Consider the following 16,848-nt stretch of genomic DNA (forward strand, 5'->3'; position numbering starts at 1 on the left):
TGCCAATCCAGTTCCCGTCGGCATGGGCTTCTTTGATCGTCTATTGAAAAGCGATTCGAAGGATTCGGACGGCACGATTCAGCCTCGTGCTCCCAAGAAGGACAAGCCCGAAGAATTTTTCCTCGATGCGGACTCCTCGTCGTCCCTGGGCGACGTGAACTACATGCGCGAATCCAAGACGATTCGTCGCACCTTCCCGGGGACCGTCGACAACCCCGGAACCAAGGAGCGCATCATCGAGGTCGCTGCGGAAACCGAACGCACTGAGAAACGCAGTGAAGGTCTCGGTGACGTCGTCGTCAAAGATGAGAGCGTCAACCTCACCGCTGGTATTCCCAAACCCGTCAAGAAGACCTTCGCCGAACAGGTCTCGACCGCAGAGATGAACAAGCGGCTGAAGGGCACAGCCATCAGTGGTGTGAACACTCCGGCGTCCGCCAATGCAGCGCCCGTCGCGCGGAAGGAGGAGCTCAAGGCCAAGGAAGAGGTCAAACCGGTCGGTTCCGCAGCGCCATCAACCAAGCCAGGATCGATCGATCCGTTCCGTCAGATGGTTCGCGACCTCAACAAGTAAATCCCCCCCGTTCCACCAAGGCTTCACTCCGACCCACGAGGTCTTTGAGCTGATCCTGTTGTTGTGAGGTTGAACTGTTCCAGAGGCCGCGATTGGCGGCCTCCAGTAAGCGTTCGGCCATGTCACGCAGCACCCAGGGGTTGCGGGTAGCCAGAAAGTCAACGATCTCCGGATCATTGAGCCATTGCTCACAGATGGCGCCATAGCTCCAGTCGGGTACGCGTCCGGTTGCCGCGTCGTAGGCAAACAAATAATCCAGGCTTGCACCCATCTCAAAGGCGCCCTTGTAGCCGTGCTTCTGCATCCCCTCCAGCCAGCGGGGGTTGAGTAGCCGGCTGCGCATGACCTTGTCCAACTCGCGTTCGAGTTTGTGGATGCGTGGGCGTTCTCGTCGGGAATGGTCGGCGAACCAAAGGGCCGGGCGCTCGCCTGACACCGCTTCTACGGCCGCGGACAGGCCGCCCTGGAACTGGTAATAGTCATCGGAATCCAACAGGTCGTGTTCTCGGTTGTCTTGGTTGTGCAGAACAACCTGAACCCGACCGAGGGCCTGTTGCAGGGACTCTCGATCCCGCACTGGGTCGGCACTGCCGTCGTACCGCCACTGGCTCCATTCCAGAAAGGCCTCCCCGAGATCGCCGCGCTCGCTCCAGGAGCCGTTGTCGATCAAGGCCTGGAGTCCGGCGCCGTAGGCCCCTGGCGCCGATCCAAAAATCCGCGGCTGGGCGCCCTGGCTCCGGGTCAGTGCGGCCAGGGGATTGTCGTTCTCCGATTCGTTCAGGGCGGCCACCATCCGTTGCGCTTGCTCGACCCAACCCACCAGTTGCGGGAAGGCATCTCGGAACAAGCCGGAGATTCTCAGCACCACATCCACCCTGGGCCGCCCCAGAAGAGACAGCGGGATCACCTCGAGATCGCTGAGGCGTCGGGTCGGACCGTCCCAGACCGGACGCACACCGATCAAGGCCAGTAACTGGGCAATGTCCTCTCCGCCGTTGCGCATCGTGGCGGTCCCCCAGACCGAGAGGGCCAGATGCCGCAATGGTTCTCCTTGATCGAGAAGATGTAGATCGAGCAGTTGTTCCGCCGAGCGGCGTCCAAGATCCCAGGCGGCTTCAGTGGGCAGACCCCGCAGATCGACGGAATAAAAATTCCGGCCCGTCGGCAGCACATCCGTTCGCCCGCGGCTGGGAGCACCCGACGGGCCAGCAGCCAGGCGCAAGCCTTGCGTGACCGCTAGCAGACCGTTGCGCTCCGCCTCGGCGCAGGCCTTCAGGCGTGGCCAGAGCTGGTCGTTCAGCAGGATCAGTTCAGCGGCCTGGGGGGTTTGGTGAATCCAGTCGTGGAGATCTGGACACAGCCCCTGGGGTCGGCTGTCCTCCAGCATCGTTTCCACGAGCAGAAGCGCTTGTTCTTCCAGCCAGGCTGTGCCATCAGCCACACGCCGAGCCGCGCCCAGCCCCAGTTGATGCAAACGATCCTGATCGGATTCTTTTAGCGGGTCTCCGTCTTCCTGGGACCAGGGATCAAAGGTCAGCCCCAGCGCTTCAGCCATGGCTTGGGTCAGGCCCCGTAACCCCTGCTGCGGAGCCCGTGCCAGGGCGATCAACAGTTCACGTTCGGCCGTTCGCTCGGGCCGTTGTCCCAGACGGTGCAGACCCGTTCGGATCTGCGATTCCTTGAGTTCGCAGAGATATGTTTCGGCGTCATCCAGGCAGGCTTCCAGGGCTTCTGGGTTGTCCTGAAGCGCTTTCTGGGTGGGCAGGTTCTGCCAGTTCAGCTCCCGCAGTGCGGTCAGGATGGTCCTTTGCAGCGGCCCTGCCCGTTCGGCCCCCATCTGCCGTGCATCGACCATTTCATCGAGAAGAGACTCGAGACGTTGCAGGGGTCCATGCAGTCCTGCCCGACCGAGCGGTGGTGTGAGGTGATCGAGGATCACCGCCTGCCCACGCCGTTTGGCCTGGGACCCTTCCCCGGGGTCGTTGACGATGAAGGGGTACAGGTGCGGGATGGCACCGAGCACCAGCTCAGGTCCACAGGCTGGACTGAGCCCAACCCCTTTGCCCGGCAGCCATTCAGCGCTGCCATGTTTGCCCACGTGCACCAACAGCTGGGTCCGTTGCCGTTGACGTAGCCACAGGTACTGCGCCAGGTACCGATGCGGTGGCGGAAGGTCCGGTGAGTGGAGATCCGCGATCTGGTCGGGGTCGTAGCCCCGGTCGGGCTGGATCAGCACGACCACATGTCCGAAACGCAGGCCATGGATCGGAAAGCCCTCTGCGCTGAGGTCACAGGCCTGTTCTGGATCGCCCCAACGGGCACGGATCGTTGCCTTCGCGGCGTCTGGGATCGTTCGCCACCAAGCGAGATACTCAGCCAGTGGCAGGTGATCCAGTGCGGCTCGGTGGAAGCTCTCGGGATCGTTGGTGCGTCCCTTCACCAGGGCGCGCATCAGAGCATCACCGCTGTCCGGTAAGGGATGGTCGCCGAGGTCGACACCATCGGCCTGCAGCCAATTGAGGATGGCGACACAACTGGCGGGGGTGTCCAGTCCCACGCCATTGGCCAGCCGTCCATCCCGCACCGGGTAGTTCGCCAACACCAGGCTGATGCGTCGCTGATCGGTCGGGGTCTGTTGCAGCGCGACCCAGCGTCGGGCGTGCTCAATCAGCCAGCTGATGCCATCGGGCTCCGGGATCAAGCTTGGAATGGCCGTGGCCAAGCCGTGGGGGTCGGCTTGAAGGTCGCGGAATGCACAGGGTCGGGTGGTGATGCGACCATCCAGTTCCGGCATCACCACCTGCAGGGACAGGTCAAGGGGGTCCAACCCACGGGAACTGTTCTGCCAGTTAGCGCGAGGTCGGGAGCTGCTCAGGAGTTGCAGCACAGGTCGATTCAAGTGCTCCCAGATCGGACTGCCAAGGCCGGCGTCCTCATGGCGCACCGAGGCAAAGGAGGTGCCGGTGATGACCACGGCCACGTTCTCGCGCATCAGCAGGTCGCGTACCCCGGCCTGAATCGCGGGATCACGCAGGCCACTGACCCAGATCAGACGCGGGCAGAGGCCCGCCACACGCAGGCCCTCGACCAGGGTTGTTGCCAGCTGTTCATCTCCGGCTTGAAGCAGGGCGCGGTAGAGCACCACCCCCACCCTGGCCCCAGGGTCGTCCCGCCAGTCCCAAGGCAGGGGGTCGGCCAGGGGATGTGACACCACGGCATCGGGGTCCGGGGTCTGTTGGTTCAGCAGTTGCTCCAACACCGTGAGCAACCCGGCCATGTTCTGGCGTCCCCCCTCCCTCAGCAGTGCCGCCAGTGCGTCAGCGAGGCGTGGATCCACGGACCCGAGAGCATTCAGGGCCGCGTCCTGGTCTTCGGTTCCGGCCAGAACAATCAGCTGGCGATCGTTTGCCGCCGCTTGCCAGTCCTGCAGCTGATCCAGCCCATAACTCCAGTGGCCCCGGCTACCCAGCAGACGCACCACGATGACTCGGGCACGACTGGCCGTTGTCGACAGATAGTGATCGAGCTGAGCGGGATGGTCGAGGCAACTGAGGGACAGGGCCCGGATCCTGTGTTTCCAGTGCTGCGTGCCGGATTCCCCCAGCAGACGACTCAGGGTGCTGAGGTCGGTACCGGCGCTGCTGAGGAAGAGAACGTCAGCGGCGGGTTGCTCCACAAGGACAACATCCTCGGGAGGATCCACACCGGGACAGCTGGCGAGTCGATGCATCCCGTCATTGTGGTGGTGACCGGTGGTGAGAAGATTCAGCCATCGGGCCATTCCAGCCATGCAACAGTTCCTGCCCTACGCCTGGTTTCAGGGCCAGTGCGTTCCTTTTGAGGAGGCCAGGATCTCCATTGCCACCCATGCCCTGCACTACGGAACCGGGGCCTTTGGTGGGATGCGGGCGATTCCCGATCCAAACAACGCGGACACGATGCTGCTGTTCCGAGCAGATCGTCATGCGCGACGTCTGAGCCAGAGCGCTCGCCTGCTGCTGACCGACCTCAGCGAGGACACCATCCTCGGGGCCATCACAGCACTGCTGAAGGCCAACAAGCCAACACAGCCCATTTATCTCAGGCCGTTTGTTTACACGAGCGATCTCGGGATTGCTCCACGTCTTCACAACATCGAGACGGATTTTCTGATCTATGCCCTACCGCTGGGGGATTACCTCTCGCCCGAGGGGGTCAGCTGTCGGATCTCCAGCTGGACACGTCAGGAAGACCGTTCCCTGCCCCTGCGCGGAAAGATCAGCGGGGCATACATCACCAGTTCACTGGCCAAGACCGAGGCGGTTCAGAGCGGCTTCGATGAGGCTCTGCTGCTTAACAGCCGCGGAAAAATCAGTGAAGCCAGTGGGATGAACCTCTTCCTGGTGCGCGATGGCCAGCTGATCACCCCCGGCGTTGACCAGGACATCCTTGAGGGCATCACCAGGGCAAGTGTGATCGAACTGGCGAAAACTATGGGTATTCCAGTGGTGGAGCGCCCGGTCGACAAGACCGAACTGATGATTGCCGATGAGGTCTTCCTGACCGGAACCGCAGCAAAGATCACACCGATCCGTCAGATCGAAACCACCACGCTGAACAGTGACCGTCCAGTGATGCAATCCCTCAAGGATCGCCTGGTGGCCATCACCCAGGGCCTTGACCCTGCTTTCGAGCATTGGGTGAACCGCATCAAACTCAGCTGATGGGCCTCAGGGGGTTTTCTTAGACTGCATCAACTTGTTGAAGTGTGATGTCGGCGACGGTTACCAAATCTCCTGTCGTCGCATCCCGCTTCCTCGATCATCTGCACAGCCCCCGGCGCCCGGTGCTGGTGTTCGACGGTGCCACCGGGACAAGCCTTCAGCAGCTCGATCTCACCGCAGAGGATTTCGGTGGGGCGGAGCTTGAGGGCTGCAACGAAAATCTGGTGATCACCAGGCCCGACGCCGTCCAGACGGTCCATCGTCAATTTCTGGAGGTCGGCTGCGACGTGATCGAGACCGACACCTTTGGTGCCGCTTCGATTGTGCTGGCTGAATACGGCCTCGAAGACAAGGCGTTTGAACTCAACAAGCGGGCCGCGCAGTTGGCCCGTGCCTTGGCGGATGAATACAGCACACCGGAGAAGCCCCGGTTTGTTGCGGGGTCGATGGGACCCACAACCAAGTTGCCCACCCTGGGCCACATTGATTTCGACACGATGCGGGAGTCCTTCCGCGAGCAGGCCGAAGGGCTGATTGCAGGGGATGTCGATCTCTTCATCGTGGAGACTTGTCAGGACGTTCTGCAGATCAAGGCCGCCCTGCAGGGCATCGAAGAGGCCTTCAGCGCAGCCGGGGAACGCCGGCCCTTGATGGTGTCGGTGACCATGGAAACCACCGGCACGATGTTGGTCGGTTCGGATATCGCGGCTGTCGTGGCGATCCTCGAGCCTTTCCCCATCGACATCCTCGGCCTCAACTGCGCGACGGGCCCCGAGCAGATGAAGGAGCACATCCGTTACCTCTCGGATCACTCTCCATTCACGGTGAGCTGCATTCCCAATGCAGGCCTCCCCGAAAACGTTGGTGGTGTTGCCCATTACCGCCTGCAACCGCTCGAGTTGAAGATGCAGTTGATGCACTTCGTCGAGGACCTCGGTGTTCAGGTGATTGGTGGCTGCTGCGGAACCACCCCGGCCCATATCGGCGCACTGGCTGAGTTGGCCTCAGAGCTCACCCCGGCCCAACGCCCTTCCCGACGGCTTGAGAACGCTGATGCCACCGCGATCGCCGATGTTCGTGCATCACTCAATTACGAGCCAGCGGCGGCGTCGATCTATGGCGTCACGCCGTATCACCAGGACAACTCCTTCCTGATCATTGGCGAGCGGCTCAACGCCAGTGGCAGCCGAAAGGTACGCGAACTTCTCGCCGAAGAAGACTGGGATGGCCTGGTTTCTGTGGCCCGTGGGCAGGTCAAGGAGAACGCCCATGTTCTCGACGTGAACGTCGATTACGTCGGGCGGGACGGCGAGAAGGACATGCACGCGTTGGTCAGCCGGCTGGTGACCAACGTGAACCTGCCGCTGATGCTCGATTCCACCGAGTGGCAGAAGATGGAAGCGGGCCTCAAGGTGGCTGGAGGCAAGTGCATCCTCAATTCCACCAACTACGAAGACGGCGATGAACGCTTCTTCAAGGTGTTGGAGCTTGCCCGCCGCTACGGGGCTGGCGTTGTGGTGGGAACCATTGACGAAGAGGGGATGGCCCGGACGGCTGAACGCAAGTTCTCCATTGCCCAACGTGCCTATCGGGATGCCCTGGAATATGGGATCCCCGCCCATGAAATCTTTTATGACCCGCTAGCGCTTCCGATTTCCACCGGCATCGAGGAGGACCGTCTCAACGGCCGCGCCACCGTTGATTCCATTCGGATGATTCGCGAGAACCTCCCCGGCGTTCACGTGGTGTTGGGGGTCAGCAATGTCAGCTTCGGTCTCTCCCCGGCGGCACGGATCACCCTGAATTCGGTGTTTCTCCATGACTGCTGCGAAGCCGGGATGGATGCGGCCATCGTCAGCCCCGCCAAGATTCTTCCCCTCGTCAAGATCACTGAGGAGCATCAGCGTGTTTGTCGCGATCTGATCAACGACAACCGTCGTTTTGAAAACGACATCTGCGTCTACGACCCGCTGACGGAACTGACAACGCTGTTCGAAGGCGTCAGCACCAAGGAAGCCCGCGCCTCGGGTCCGTCCTTGGCTGATTTGCCGATCGAGGCCCGTCTCAAGCAGCACATCATTGACGGTGAACGCATTGGCCTCGAGCCTGCCCTCGATCAAGCGTTGGAGACCTACCCACCGCTCCAGATCATCAACACCTTCCTGCTCGACGGCATGAAAGTGGTCGGGGAATTGTTTGGCAGCGGTCAGATGCAGTTGCCCTTTGTGCTTCAAAGCGCCGAGACGATGAAATCAGCGGTGGCTCATCTTGAGCCCCATATGGAGACGACAGAGGGCGAAAGCAGCAGCAAGGGCAAATTCTTGATTGCCACGGTGAAAGGCGACGTCCACGACATCGGCAAGAACCTGGTGGACATCATCCTCACCAACAACGGCTACGAGGTGATCAATCTGGGGATCAAGCAAAGCTGTGAAGCGATTGTTGAGGCCCAACGGGATCACCAGGCTGATTGCATCGCGATGAGCGGATTGCTGGTGAAATCCACCGCCTTCATGAAGGACAACCTGTCGGCGTTCAACGACGCCGGTATTGATGTTCCGGTGATTCTTGGGGGTGCAGCTTTGACACCCCGCTTCGTTCAGAAAGATTGCCGCGAGGTCTACAACGGCAAGGTGGTCTACGGCCGTGATGCCTTTGCGGACCTCCGCTTCATGGATGCGCTGATGGCGGCCAAGGGGGCGGATGCTTGGACCAACACCGCTGGATTCCTCCATGGAGCCCCGGATGGTGTTGGCCTTGATGACGTCGACGGTGACTCCCCATCGGAACAGACCAGCTCCAGTGGGTCCAGTGATCGTGTTTCACCGGACAACGGTCCAGTCAGTTGCGAGCGCTCGGAGGCCGTACCGGCTGAAGCCGCACCAGAACCTCCGTTCCTGGGTGGCCGTCTGATCACTGAGGCCGATGTGGCCCTTGAGGAGATCTTTGCCTACCTCGACCGCAATGCCCTGTTTGCGGGTCAGTGGCAGATCCGTAAAACCAAGCAGCAGAGCCGGGAGGAGTACGAGGCCATGCTGCTCGAGAAGGCTGAACCGGTTCTCCAGCACTGGATGGAGCGTTGTGTGAGCGAGTCTCTGCTCACGCCCCGTGCGGTCTACGGCTACTTCCCCGTCGGCCGGGACGGAAATGCCCTGCGGGTGTTTGATCCGGCAGGAACGACCGAATTGGGTCGTTTTGATCTGCCCCGTCAACGCTCGGGGAATCGGTACTGCATCGCCGACTTCTACAACGATCTGTCCAAGACCAACGGACCGAGCGACGTGCTGCCCATGCAGGCGGTGACGATGGGTGAGAAGGCCAGTGAAGTGGCTCAGAGGCTGTTCAAGGCAGACCAGTACAGCGACTACCTCTATTTCCATGGGCTCGCCGTTCAGATGGCGGAGGCCATGGCCGAATGGGTGCATGCTCGGATCCGTCGAGAACTCGGGTTCGCTGATCCCACCGAGATGCCCCTTCGTGATGTGTTGGCCCAGCGCTATCGGGGCAGCCGTTATTCCTTTGGCTATCCGGCGTGCCCGAACGTCGCAGACTCACGCCAGCAGCTGGACTGGCTGGAGGCCGATCGCATTGGGCTCAGCATGGATGCCAGTGACCAGCTGTCCCCGGAACAGAGCACCACAGCCCTGGTGGCCATCCACAGCAAAGCCCGTTACTTCAGTGCCTGATGCTGTCGGTGTCTGAATCCATGGGGCGCCGGCCAATAACCTGAGGCGCCTTTGATTCAGACCATGGCCATTGCAGGACCGAATGGAGTCGATGCAGCCATCAAGGCCGGAGTTGATCTCGATGGAACCCCCATTCCCGCAGAGAAGCTCAGCCTCTACAACGAGGTGATGGACCTCGAAAGTCAGCGGGCGCGCAGTGGGGTGCTGAAATCGATGCGCAACCGCGTCGTCAAAACCGGTGCCAAGCACTTCGACCAGAGCACACTCAACCAACGTTTGATCGACGCCGGTTGGGATGGTCTCAAAGACAAGGAAATCGCGTTTTTCTACGGCTGATTTCCGCCTCTGTCAGGGGGCTCACCCCTGGCAGAGTTTTTCCATGGTGTCGATCACGTCCTGCTGGAAGTCGTCCAGGGCACTGGACTCGCTCAGATCCAGGCCTTCGCCTGCTGCATTTTGAGCCAGGTCCTGGAAATGAAATGCCCCTTCCCCGTTGGCCAGGAACTCGATCGCCGAGCTTTCGCCGCTCTCACGAAAGGCATCGCAGAGCGCCAGAAACGCAGCGTCTTCAGTGAACTCCCAATCCATCGAGTGGACATAACTGAACGACCTTTAACGCCTGCCCCCTGGGGTACGTCAACCACCTGTCGTCAAAATGTGCCACTCCTTCGGCAGACTCCCTGCATCAAAACCGCTTCGATGACCGCCACCAGCACGGATTCGTCCTCTCCTCAGAATGTTCTTGGGCAGCCTCTTGTGGTCTGCGGATGCGAGCCGATGACCGGTTGGTATCGGAATGGTTTCTGCCAGACGGATGCCGCTGACCTGGGCCAGCACAGCATCTGTTGTGTCATGACCGATCAGTTCCTCAGCTACAGCAAGGCCCAGGGCAACGACCTTTCAACCCCGGTGCCGGCGTTTCAGTTCAAGGGGCTGCAACCCGGTGACCACTGGTGTGTCTGCGCACCGCGTTGGAAACAGGCCTACGACGATGGGATGGCTCCTCCGGTGCGACTCGAAGCCACAGAGGACACCGCACTCCACGTGGTCTCGATCGACCAATTGAAGGAACACGCTTACCAGGGAACCGACTGACCATCCCAGGCGAGGAAGGCACCGCTGTGCTCCGGTTGCTGCTCCAGCAAGACCCTCACGAGCTGCTCTGCGGCTCGAGCCGGTGAAAACAGCTTGTCGGCGGGGACGAATGTCTGAAACGGTTTGGACAGGGGGGTGTCCGTCGTCCCCGGGTGAAGCAGGGTGATCGTGGCTTGGGGCCAGCGCCGCGCCCATTCGATGCTGAGGCAGCGCAGGAGCTGGTTCTGTGCCGCCTTGGCCGCCCGGTAGCCATACCAGCCGCCGGACCGGTTGTCTCCAATGCTGCCGACCCGGGCGCTCAGGCTGGCGAAATGGAACGGTCGCTCCCGTTGGAGCAGTGGTTCGACCGCCTGGGCCAACAGAATCGGACCAATGGCGTTGATGGAAAACTGTTCCAGCAGGGCTGGACGTTGGATCTGGCTGAGGCGCTTTTCCGGAGTCAAGCCCGGTCCATGCAAGCGACCCGTGCAGTTGAACACCAGGCGAAGAGGTCGCCCATCGGCCTTCAACGCGGCTTGGAACCCGTCCAAAGAGTCGGGATGGTCCAGATCCACCGCGAGATCCGCCTGGGGGTGTCCTTGGCGACTGCAGCGCAGAATCTCAAGCTGCGGGCAGTGCAACGTCAACGCGTCGGCCACAGCGCTGCCGATGCCGCCCATGCCGACCACGACCGCCAGACCGGACCAGTTGGAGGTCTCGCTTGGTGTGGAGGGAGAGGAAGAGATCTGCAAAGGATCCTGACCGGACCCGCGCATGCTGACGGGAACGCCAACAAACTGGGGCTCGAGCTTGGGGGCGGACGGGTGCAGTCGATCATTCCCCCGGTGATCGCCGTGGTGTCATTCGCGCTTTCCGGCGCTGTCTTCGCTGCCTTGATCACGATCACAGGGGCGATCGAGGAGGAATCAGATCACGCCTGGACCCCAGCAACAGCTCCAGTCCCAGCCCCAGACCCAGTCCCAGCACAAGCGACGGTGGTTCCAACGGAGATCACGGCCGCGTCCGAGCCGCGCTGGTGGGTCCGGGTTGGACTTCTTGAGCGACGCCCCCTGCAACGGGTGGACCTCGGCCAGGGTGTGATCTGCCAGTCGCAGACGGGATCTCAGCAACAGCTCTTCAAGCCTCAGATCGAGGCCGGATTGCGGGCCGGATCGCTTCCGCCTCTGTTGTGCACGGGCGGGTGGATTCATCTCAATGGTGTGGGCTATTGGGGTCGGCTTGAAATCGAACGATCCGAGCTGGATTGGTTGGCCATTCACACCGTTGAACTGGAGCGCTATGTCGCCTCGGTGGTCGGCGCTGAGATGCCGAGCTCGTGGCCTTCCCAGGCCCTAAAAGCGCAAGCCATCGCTGCGCGGTCCTATGCGCTGACCCACTTGATCCGTCCGGCAACGCAGCGCTATCACCTGGGAGATTCAACCCGTTGGCAGGTCTATCGCGGTGCCAGCAGCCGCTCGGCTGCAGCGAGCCGCGCAACCCATGGCACCCGTGGGATCATCCTCAGCCAGGATGAAAGGGTCGTTGAAAGTCTGTATGCCGCAACCCATGCGATTGCAGACGTTGCCCATCGCCATCTGGGGGCAAGCATGAGTCAGACCCGTGCCAGAGATCTCGCCGAGCGCGGCCTGACCTACCCGGCGATCCTTGCCCATTTCTACCCGGGAACCCAACTCAAAACATTGCGCCGGGATGACGACTGAGCCGCTCCTCGATCGTGCGCTTCGCCGCAGTGAATCCGCCAGATCTGCCGGAGCCCTGATTCCGCTGTCCACGAGCATGGAACAGATCGATGGCGATACGGGCTGTCGCTTTGATCTCCGCCATCTCAACGGGTCCCCACCGCGTCACCTCAAGCCTGCAGGACCGAAGCCGAATCCCTTTCGCCCCTGGGACCCGCGCTTGGAAGTTGATCCCGTGGGTCAGAGCCATGTGGTCATCCTCAACAAATATCCGGTTCAAATCGGTCATTTGCTTCTCATCACCCGTGAGTGGGCCCCCCAGCTCGGCTGGCTTGATGCCGCTGATTGGCGTGCTGTGAACGCCGTCAATGACCAGGTCAAAGGTCTGTGGTTTTTCAACTGCGGACCCGTGGCTGGTGCCAGCCAGCCCCATCGGCATTTGCAACTGCTGCCCCGCCGATCGTGTGATCCGTTGTGTCCCCGTGACGCCTGGTTCGCATCCCGACGGACGGGGGGGGGCAGTGCCGAGGGGACCGATCCTCTCGATCGAAGTTGTGTGGTGGCCTCCGTCTCCACCGACGACATCGGCCCAGAGGAACTTCAACGCACCTACTTGTCCCTCTGCGCTCGTGCGGGTGTTGGCCAGCCCGACCTCGATCCACTTCCCCGCCAGGCTTACAACCTGCTGATCGGGCGCCAGTGGATGGCGTTAATCCTTCGGGAACGCGACGGTGTTCACGGCTTCAGTGTCAATGCCCTGGGGTTTGCCGGTTATCTCCTCAGCACGGACGGATCTGATCGGGAGTGGCTTCAGACCCAGGGGCCTGATGCGTTGTTGCGTGAAGTCGTCCGTCCCATTCCGTGAGATCACCGATGGCTGATCGTCGAATCGGTGTCTGGCTGGAAGGACCAACCCCACCGACTCCGTTCAGCCATGAAACCAACCAGCCGTCAGATGCGTTGCATCCATGACCACCTGGCGCTTGTTCAGCCAATTGCACGGCATTACGCCATTCGGACCGGGCACGACCACGATGATCTTGTGCAAGTCGGACGACTCGGGCTGATCAAGGCTGTATCGGGGTTTCGACAGGACGATCAACGGCCTTTCAGCGCCTATGCCCGTCCACACATTCGCGGGGCGATTCTCCATTACCTCCGCGATCAAGCCGGATTGGTGCGCCTCCCGCGCCGCGTGGAAGAACGCGTTCAGCAGTTGCGACGGAATCCCGCAGCAGACCTCTCACCGGAGGACGATTTGCTGATGCAGCACTACGCCAGCAAGACCCGATGGGCAGCCTTGCAGGAACATCATCACGATGGGGCTGAGAGTCGGTTGGAGCAGCTTGATCGACAGGATCAGCACCGACAGGTCAGACAGGCGCTCATGGCCCTCTCTGTCGATGAGAGGGCAGCCGTCACCGCCGTGGTGTTGGAAGGTCACAGCCTTCGCAGCGCCGCCGATCGGGCCAACGTCTCGGCGATGACGATTCAGCGTCGGCTGAAACGTGGACTCAAACGGCTGTCAGAGCTTTTGAATCCGTCTCAGCTGGGCTGGGTGTCCTGATCTCGCTTGATCTGGGATTCCAGGGTGTTGATCGATGCGTTTAATGCGGCCAGTTGACGCTCGAGACCGTCACGCCAGAAGGTCAGCATGGCCAGCTTGCGTTCCTGGTGCTGGCGGCGCATCGCCAGATGGTCGGTGTTGCTGCCGCAGAAAGGAGGAAGCATTGAAAAGCGAATCGACGCTCCAATCGTGGCGGATCTGAACCTGATCCGTGCCTGCTTGGCGCGCATGGAGAGCGTGATTAAGTTGAAGGATGAAGGTGCTGGATGGCCGAGGCCGACACGCACGACCGTCCCTCTTCCATGCATCTCAAGCGAGTCTTATCTTTGGTCTCGGCTTGCGTCTCGCTTGCGACGGTTGATGTTGTCTGCCCGTCGTCTGGGATGGCCTATGTGGCCTTGATGGCGGGTCAAAATGCCCGCCCTCTCAATGGAACTTTCAACAATGTTCCAGTGCTGCATAGCAATCAGCCGGAGATTGTCACAGGACCAGGAATCCTGGTGAATACGGCCCCTGGCCAGGCGATTGCTGCAGAAACCAACCAACCTTTGCGCAACGCTTCGTACACCTTTAACGGTGCTTTTGGTGTCCATATGCACCACAAGTATTACCCGGCTGATCCCAGCAAATTGGGGGGCCACCGTCAGCGGGGATTGCTAACACTCGCCCTCATCGCAACCAATCCTGGGACAGATCCAGTCACGTTGAGGTTCGAAAAAGGTTCGGTAAAAAATAGTTTTGAGGCGCCCTATCTCCCCAATCGGTTGATGGGTGTTAAACCCCTAGGCAAGCGTCCTTGGAACACCGGTCCCGGTGATGCCACAGCGGTTCAGGTTCTCAGAAACGAGCTCGATCGGAAACTGTCGACCACCGTCACGATTCCAGCCGGAAGCCGTCGCGTCATCGTCAGTACGCAGCTTCCGGCCCGCGGCATTGCCAATGGGCTGTTGCATGGAACCAGTGATGGACCTTTCACCATGGCGGTTGTGGCGGCTGAGCAAGCCAACGGCCATGCGGAGCTCATGCAGGTTTTGGACTCCGGGCGGTTGGCTCCGGGTCGGATTTATCTCAGCCGTGTGCGGGAGATTGAGCTTGGACGGGTCTTCTCACGCGTGGCCGGTGTCGCCCTCGGTGATCACTACCGAGCTTCGATTGAGCATGACCTGGGCCAAGGGCCACTGCATGTTCCTTTGACCAGCACACGCCGACATCATTTCGGGACGCGTGATATCCAGGTCAATCAATTGGCAACGCGCATGATTGATTCTGCTGTCAACAATATCGGTACCTATGGCGTTCGTTATGACATCGATTTGAATCTGCAAGGTCAGGGGGATCACCATCTCGTGATGAGTCACCCTGTGGTGTCAGGCAAGAAGCAATTCACGGCATTTCGTGGTTCTTTGCGCATCGAAACGTCTGAGGGAGTTCAGGAAGTCCATGTTGGTCTTCGCTCAGGTGAAAGTCTTCCCCTCAGCGATCTTCGTTTCAACGCCGGTGAGCACAAGCGGGTGAGGCTGAGCCTGGTGTATCCAGCCGATGCCACCCCTGGGCATCTGTTGAGTGTGGTTCCCGTTCAGCAACTTGCCCTGCTCAATCAACGCCGGCAACAGCAGGCCCTCGCCAAGAGCAAAATTGAGACGGACAAGGGGCGTCGTGTGGGTCCAAAGCTGGCCCCTCCAGCCCCAGTTCAGCCAGCGGCTCAACCAGTTCGCACTCCTGTTCCTCAACCGGTTCCGGCGGTGCTGCCGATGCGCTATCAGGGAGCCATCCGGTCTCAACAGCAGTGGCTGGACCAGTTTCAACTCCGATAAGGTCCGAAGTAGAGGTCGATCGTTTGTCTGGAGACGGAACCAAAGCCAGGAAAATCACCATCACGGTGTCCAGTCAGCTCGTTGATCTGATTGATCAACTCAAGGCGGAGTGGGGAATGCGTGCCCGGGGCACCGTTGTTGAACGCCTGATTGAGGAGCTGCTTCCCGATCCAGAGCACTCCACGGATGACTCCACGATTGCTCTGGTGAACGATGGCGTTGACCAGGATGACGCTGATTCGCCTGTGGAGGACGAGACCACCAGCCTCGTTCTGATCACCCGTGTCGATGATCCAACGAACAACAGCCTGTCTGAGACGTTCGACCCGATTGACGCGGCAAGTCCAGCCAGCGGTGGGTCCGGCATTGACCTCCCTGGATTCGTCCGACGTCGAACATCGGAAATCAAAGAGACGCTTCAAGCCAAGTCCAAGCCGGTCCGGGATCCCGTCGACCTGCCCGTCTCAACGGTGTCTGGGGAGGATCTCAGCCAAGCCGGAGCAGCTGCGGAAGCTCATTGGCGCTCGCTCTACGGCCAGGATCCCGGCGAAACAGTTGTTGAAGCAGCGATGGCTTGGTTGTCCAAGGATGTTTGGCCGAGCGTTGATGCGAGCGAGGGGAAACCGTTTACCTGGACCTCAGCCAATCGCTCCCTTCAAGAGCTCTGTCTGAGTTGGGTTGAGCAACCGCCATCGCTTGGCAGGGTCATGGTGATTGCTGGAGCGCTGGAAGACCCCTTCGCAACGGCGTCACTGGCCGAGCGGATGCCCACCATGATTCGCAGATTCGTGAATCGCTTCCGCCGGAGCCGCAAGGTCACATCGTTTGAGACGCTTGAGTCCACGATGACTGTGCATGGTGCTCTGAAGCTGCTTGGTTTATCGACCAAGCCCGGTGCATCCATGACGCTGACATCGATTCGCGATGCTTACAAAAGTCGTGCCTTGGAGGAGCATCCGGACGCCGGTGGCTCCACGGATGGCATGCGTCGCCTCAATGAAGCCTATAAGTTGCTTCGCGAGCTGTACCGCAGCCGCTAATCAGCAATCTCATTTGGGTCTAGTTGCTGGACTCAAGACGGGTCTCATGTAAGGCATCTGTGTCTTGGTCGTGCATGGGCTCTCGCGTCCTCGTCCATTGCTCTGTGGTCGGCCAGTCCGACGGCCTTCTTCTGTCTCAGGCCTCTCAGTCAAGCCGCGTCATGGGTCTTGCGATGAGTCTTGATCAAGGCCCCTGCTAAATCAACTGAATTGTTTTCATCGAATTTTTATTTGTGGCGATGTTGTCTACTCCTGGTCCGTGTGTCGGGGGAGAAATGTGCCTTTTCCAATGATTGAAGGTGGCGGCTTGCTTCCGAGTGGTCTTTGGGCTTGTCCTGGCGCTGTCCAGTCCTGGTTGGTCCCGTTGTGATGTCAGCTATAGCAGTCTTTTTGGGTGTCGCGTACCTGCTTAAGAAGCAGGTACGCAGCGTTTGGACAGGCTGGCTCGGATGGGGTTTGTGTCGATTGCAAAGGAGCGCCGACAGTCTGTCGCAGAAAAATTGCTTGAGACTCGGGTTTAGTCCGGATCTGCGTCTCGTTTGCGATAGTCAAGGCTGTGTGTTGTCGGGGTTAGGCGCCGCGCCCTGGTCGGATTCCGCCGCAACTGCCTTGGTTCGCCATCGCCATCGCCAAAGCAAGCGACAGCCGCTTGCTATGTCTTGCTTGTCTTGACTGTATCTCGCAATGAGT

General features: G+C 60.4%; 14 protein-coding genes. 10 read left to right on the forward strand and 4 right to left on the reverse strand.

Going from position 1 to position 16,848, the window contains the following annotated elements:
• Positions 1–22 precede the first annotated feature (22 nt).
• Entirely contained in the window at positions 23–574 is a 552-nt protein-coding gene (locus ACGVKB_RS03150) for a hypothetical protein (protein ID WP_392349824.1), read from the forward strand.
• Here the strand turns inward: ACGVKB_RS03150 and cobN are convergent.
• Complete coding sequence (cobN, locus tag ACGVKB_RS03155; RefSeq protein ID WP_392349839.1) at positions 564–4,304, reverse strand: cobaltochelatase subunit CobN; 3,741 nt, start codon at positions 4,302–4,304, stop codon at positions 564–566. The genes ACGVKB_RS03150 and cobN overlap by 11 nt on opposite strands.
• 58 nt (positions 4,305–4,362) lie before the next feature.
• Between cobN and ACGVKB_RS03160 the strand changes: the two genes are divergently transcribed.
• The 3 genes from ACGVKB_RS03160 to ACGVKB_RS03170 all read left to right on the forward strand — a co-directional run bounded on the left by ACGVKB_RS03160 (position 4,363) and on the right by ACGVKB_RS03170 (position 9,299).
• Positions 4,363–5,277 (forward strand): branched-chain amino acid transaminase, encoded by a 915-nt coding sequence (locus ACGVKB_RS03160; protein WP_392349825.1) that lies wholly within the window; start codon positions 4,363–4,365, stop codon positions 5,275–5,277.
• Positions 5,278–5,324: 47 nt separating this feature from the next.
• A complete protein-coding gene (gene metH / locus ACGVKB_RS03165) occupies positions 5,325–8,963 on the forward strand; it encodes a methionine synthase (RefSeq protein WP_392349826.1) in 3,639 nt (1,212 codons plus the stop codon).
• Between the two features lie 63 nt (positions 8,964–9,026).
• A complete protein-coding gene (locus ACGVKB_RS03170; RefSeq protein ID WP_392349827.1) occupies positions 9,027–9,299 on the forward strand; it encodes a DUF4090 family protein in 273 nt (90 codons plus the stop codon).
• A gap of 21 nt (positions 9,300–9,320) precedes the next feature.
• Here the strand turns inward: ACGVKB_RS03170 and ACGVKB_RS03175 are convergent, their stop codons facing one another.
• Positions 9,321–9,551, reverse strand: a complete 231-nt coding sequence (locus ACGVKB_RS03175) for a hypothetical protein (protein ID WP_392349828.1) — start codon at positions 9,549–9,551, stop codon at positions 9,321–9,323.
• Between the two features lie 111 nt (positions 9,552–9,662).
• On the opposite strand from ACGVKB_RS03175, the gene ACGVKB_RS03180 reads away from it, so the two are divergent.
• Positions 9,663–10,058 (forward strand): DUF2237 family protein, encoded by a 396-nt coding sequence (locus ACGVKB_RS03180; protein WP_392349829.1) that lies wholly within the window; start codon positions 9,663–9,665, stop codon positions 10,056–10,058.
• Here ACGVKB_RS03180 and ACGVKB_RS03185 read toward each other — a convergent pair.
• Positions 10,040–10,813, reverse strand: coding sequence for an SDR family oxidoreductase (locus ACGVKB_RS03185; protein ID WP_392349830.1), 774 nt, complete (start codon positions 10,811–10,813; stop codon positions 10,040–10,042). The genes ACGVKB_RS03180 and ACGVKB_RS03185 overlap by 19 nt on opposite strands.
• Before the next feature lie 48 nt (positions 10,814–10,861).
• Between ACGVKB_RS03185 and ACGVKB_RS03190 the strand changes: the two genes are divergently transcribed.
• The 3 genes from ACGVKB_RS03190 to ACGVKB_RS03200 all read left to right on the forward strand — a co-directional run bounded on the left by ACGVKB_RS03190 (position 10,862) and on the right by ACGVKB_RS03200 (position 13,304).
• Positions 10,862–11,758, forward strand: coding sequence for a SpoIID/LytB domain-containing protein (locus ACGVKB_RS03190; RefSeq protein WP_392349831.1), 897 nt, complete (start codon positions 10,862–10,864; stop codon positions 11,756–11,758).
• Complete coding sequence (locus ACGVKB_RS03195) at positions 11,748–12,602, forward strand: ATP adenylyltransferase (protein WP_392349832.1); 855 nt, start codon at positions 11,748–11,750, stop codon at positions 12,600–12,602. Before ACGVKB_RS03190 ends, ACGVKB_RS03195 begins: the two co-directional genes overlap by 11 nt.
• A 69-nt stretch (positions 12,603–12,671) precedes the next feature.
• Positions 12,672–13,304 (forward strand): sigma-70 family RNA polymerase sigma factor, encoded by a 633-nt coding sequence (locus tag ACGVKB_RS03200; RefSeq protein WP_392349833.1) that lies wholly within the window; start codon positions 12,672–12,674, stop codon positions 13,302–13,304.
• Here the strand turns inward: ACGVKB_RS03200 and ACGVKB_RS03205 are convergent.
• The gene (locus tag ACGVKB_RS03205; RefSeq protein ID WP_392349834.1) at positions 13,283–13,468 is read right to left on the reverse strand and encodes a hypothetical protein; all 186 of its coding nucleotides are present in this window, start codon (positions 13,466–13,468) and stop codon (positions 13,283–13,285) included. The two genes, ACGVKB_RS03200 and ACGVKB_RS03205, sit on opposite strands and share 22 nt — an antisense overlap.
• Before the next feature lie 138 nt (positions 13,469–13,606).
• Here ACGVKB_RS03205 and ACGVKB_RS03210 point away from each other — a divergent pair, with 138 nt between their 5' ends.
• Positions 13,607–15,118 carry a DUF3370 family protein gene (locus ACGVKB_RS03210; protein ID WP_392349835.1) on the forward strand — a complete coding sequence of 504 codons (1,512 nt, stop codon included), beginning with the start codon at positions 13,607–13,609 and terminating at the stop codon, positions 15,116–15,118.
• A gap of 59 nt (positions 15,119–15,177) precedes the next feature.
• Entirely contained in the window at positions 15,178–16,158 is a 981-nt protein-coding gene (locus ACGVKB_RS03215) for a molecular chaperone DnaJ (RefSeq protein ID WP_392345313.1), read from the forward strand.
• The last annotated feature ends 690 nt before the right edge of the window (positions 16,159–16,848 follow it).

The organism is Parasynechococcus sp., from assembly GCF_042954325.1.
Taxonomy (GTDB): Bacteria; Cyanobacteriota; Cyanobacteriia; order PCC-6307; family Cyanobiaceae; genus Parasynechococcus.

Excerpts from the sequence above, each read along its gene's own strand:
- ACGVKB_RS03170 (WP_392349827.1), top strand. The coding sequence starts at position 9,027 with ATGGCCATTGCAGGACCGAATGGAGTCGATGCAGCCATCAAGGCCGGA.
- ACGVKB_RS03180 (WP_392349829.1), top strand. The coding sequence starts at position 9,663 with ATGACCGCCACCAGCACGGATTCGTCCTCTCCTCAGAATGTTCTTGGG.
- ACGVKB_RS03205 (WP_392349834.1), bottom strand. The coding sequence starts at position 13,468 with ATGCTTCCTCCTTTCTGCGGCAGCAACACCGACCATCTGGCGATGCGC.
- ACGVKB_RS03195 (WP_392349832.1), top strand. The coding sequence starts at position 11,748 with ATGACGACTGAGCCGCTCCTCGATCGTGCGCTTCGCCGCAGTGAATCC.
- cobN (WP_392349839.1), bottom strand. The coding sequence starts at position 4,304 with ATGCATCGACTCGCCAGCTGTCCCGGTGTGGATCCTCCCGAGGATGTT.
- ACGVKB_RS03175 (WP_392349828.1), bottom strand. The coding sequence starts at position 9,551 with ATGGATTGGGAGTTCACTGAAGACGCTGCGTTTCTGGCGCTCTGCGAT.
- ACGVKB_RS03210 (WP_392349835.1), top strand. The coding sequence starts at position 13,607 with ATGCATCTCAAGCGAGTCTTATCTTTGGTCTCGGCTTGCGTCTCGCTT.
- ACGVKB_RS03185 (WP_392349830.1), bottom strand. The coding sequence starts at position 10,813 with ATGCGCGGGTCCGGTCAGGATCCTTTGCAGATCTCTTCCTCTCCCTCC.
- metH (WP_392349826.1), top strand. The coding sequence starts at position 5,325 with ATGTCGGCGACGGTTACCAAATCTCCTGTCGTCGCATCCCGCTTCCTC.
- ACGVKB_RS03200 (WP_392349833.1), top strand. The coding sequence starts at position 12,672 with ATGAAACCAACCAGCCGTCAGATGCGTTGCATCCATGACCACCTGGCG.
- ACGVKB_RS03150 (WP_392349824.1), top strand. The coding sequence starts at position 23 with ATGGGCTTCTTTGATCGTCTATTGAAAAGCGATTCGAAGGATTCGGAC.
- ACGVKB_RS03160 (WP_392349825.1), top strand. The coding sequence starts at position 4,363 with ATGCAACAGTTCCTGCCCTACGCCTGGTTTCAGGGCCAGTGCGTTCCT.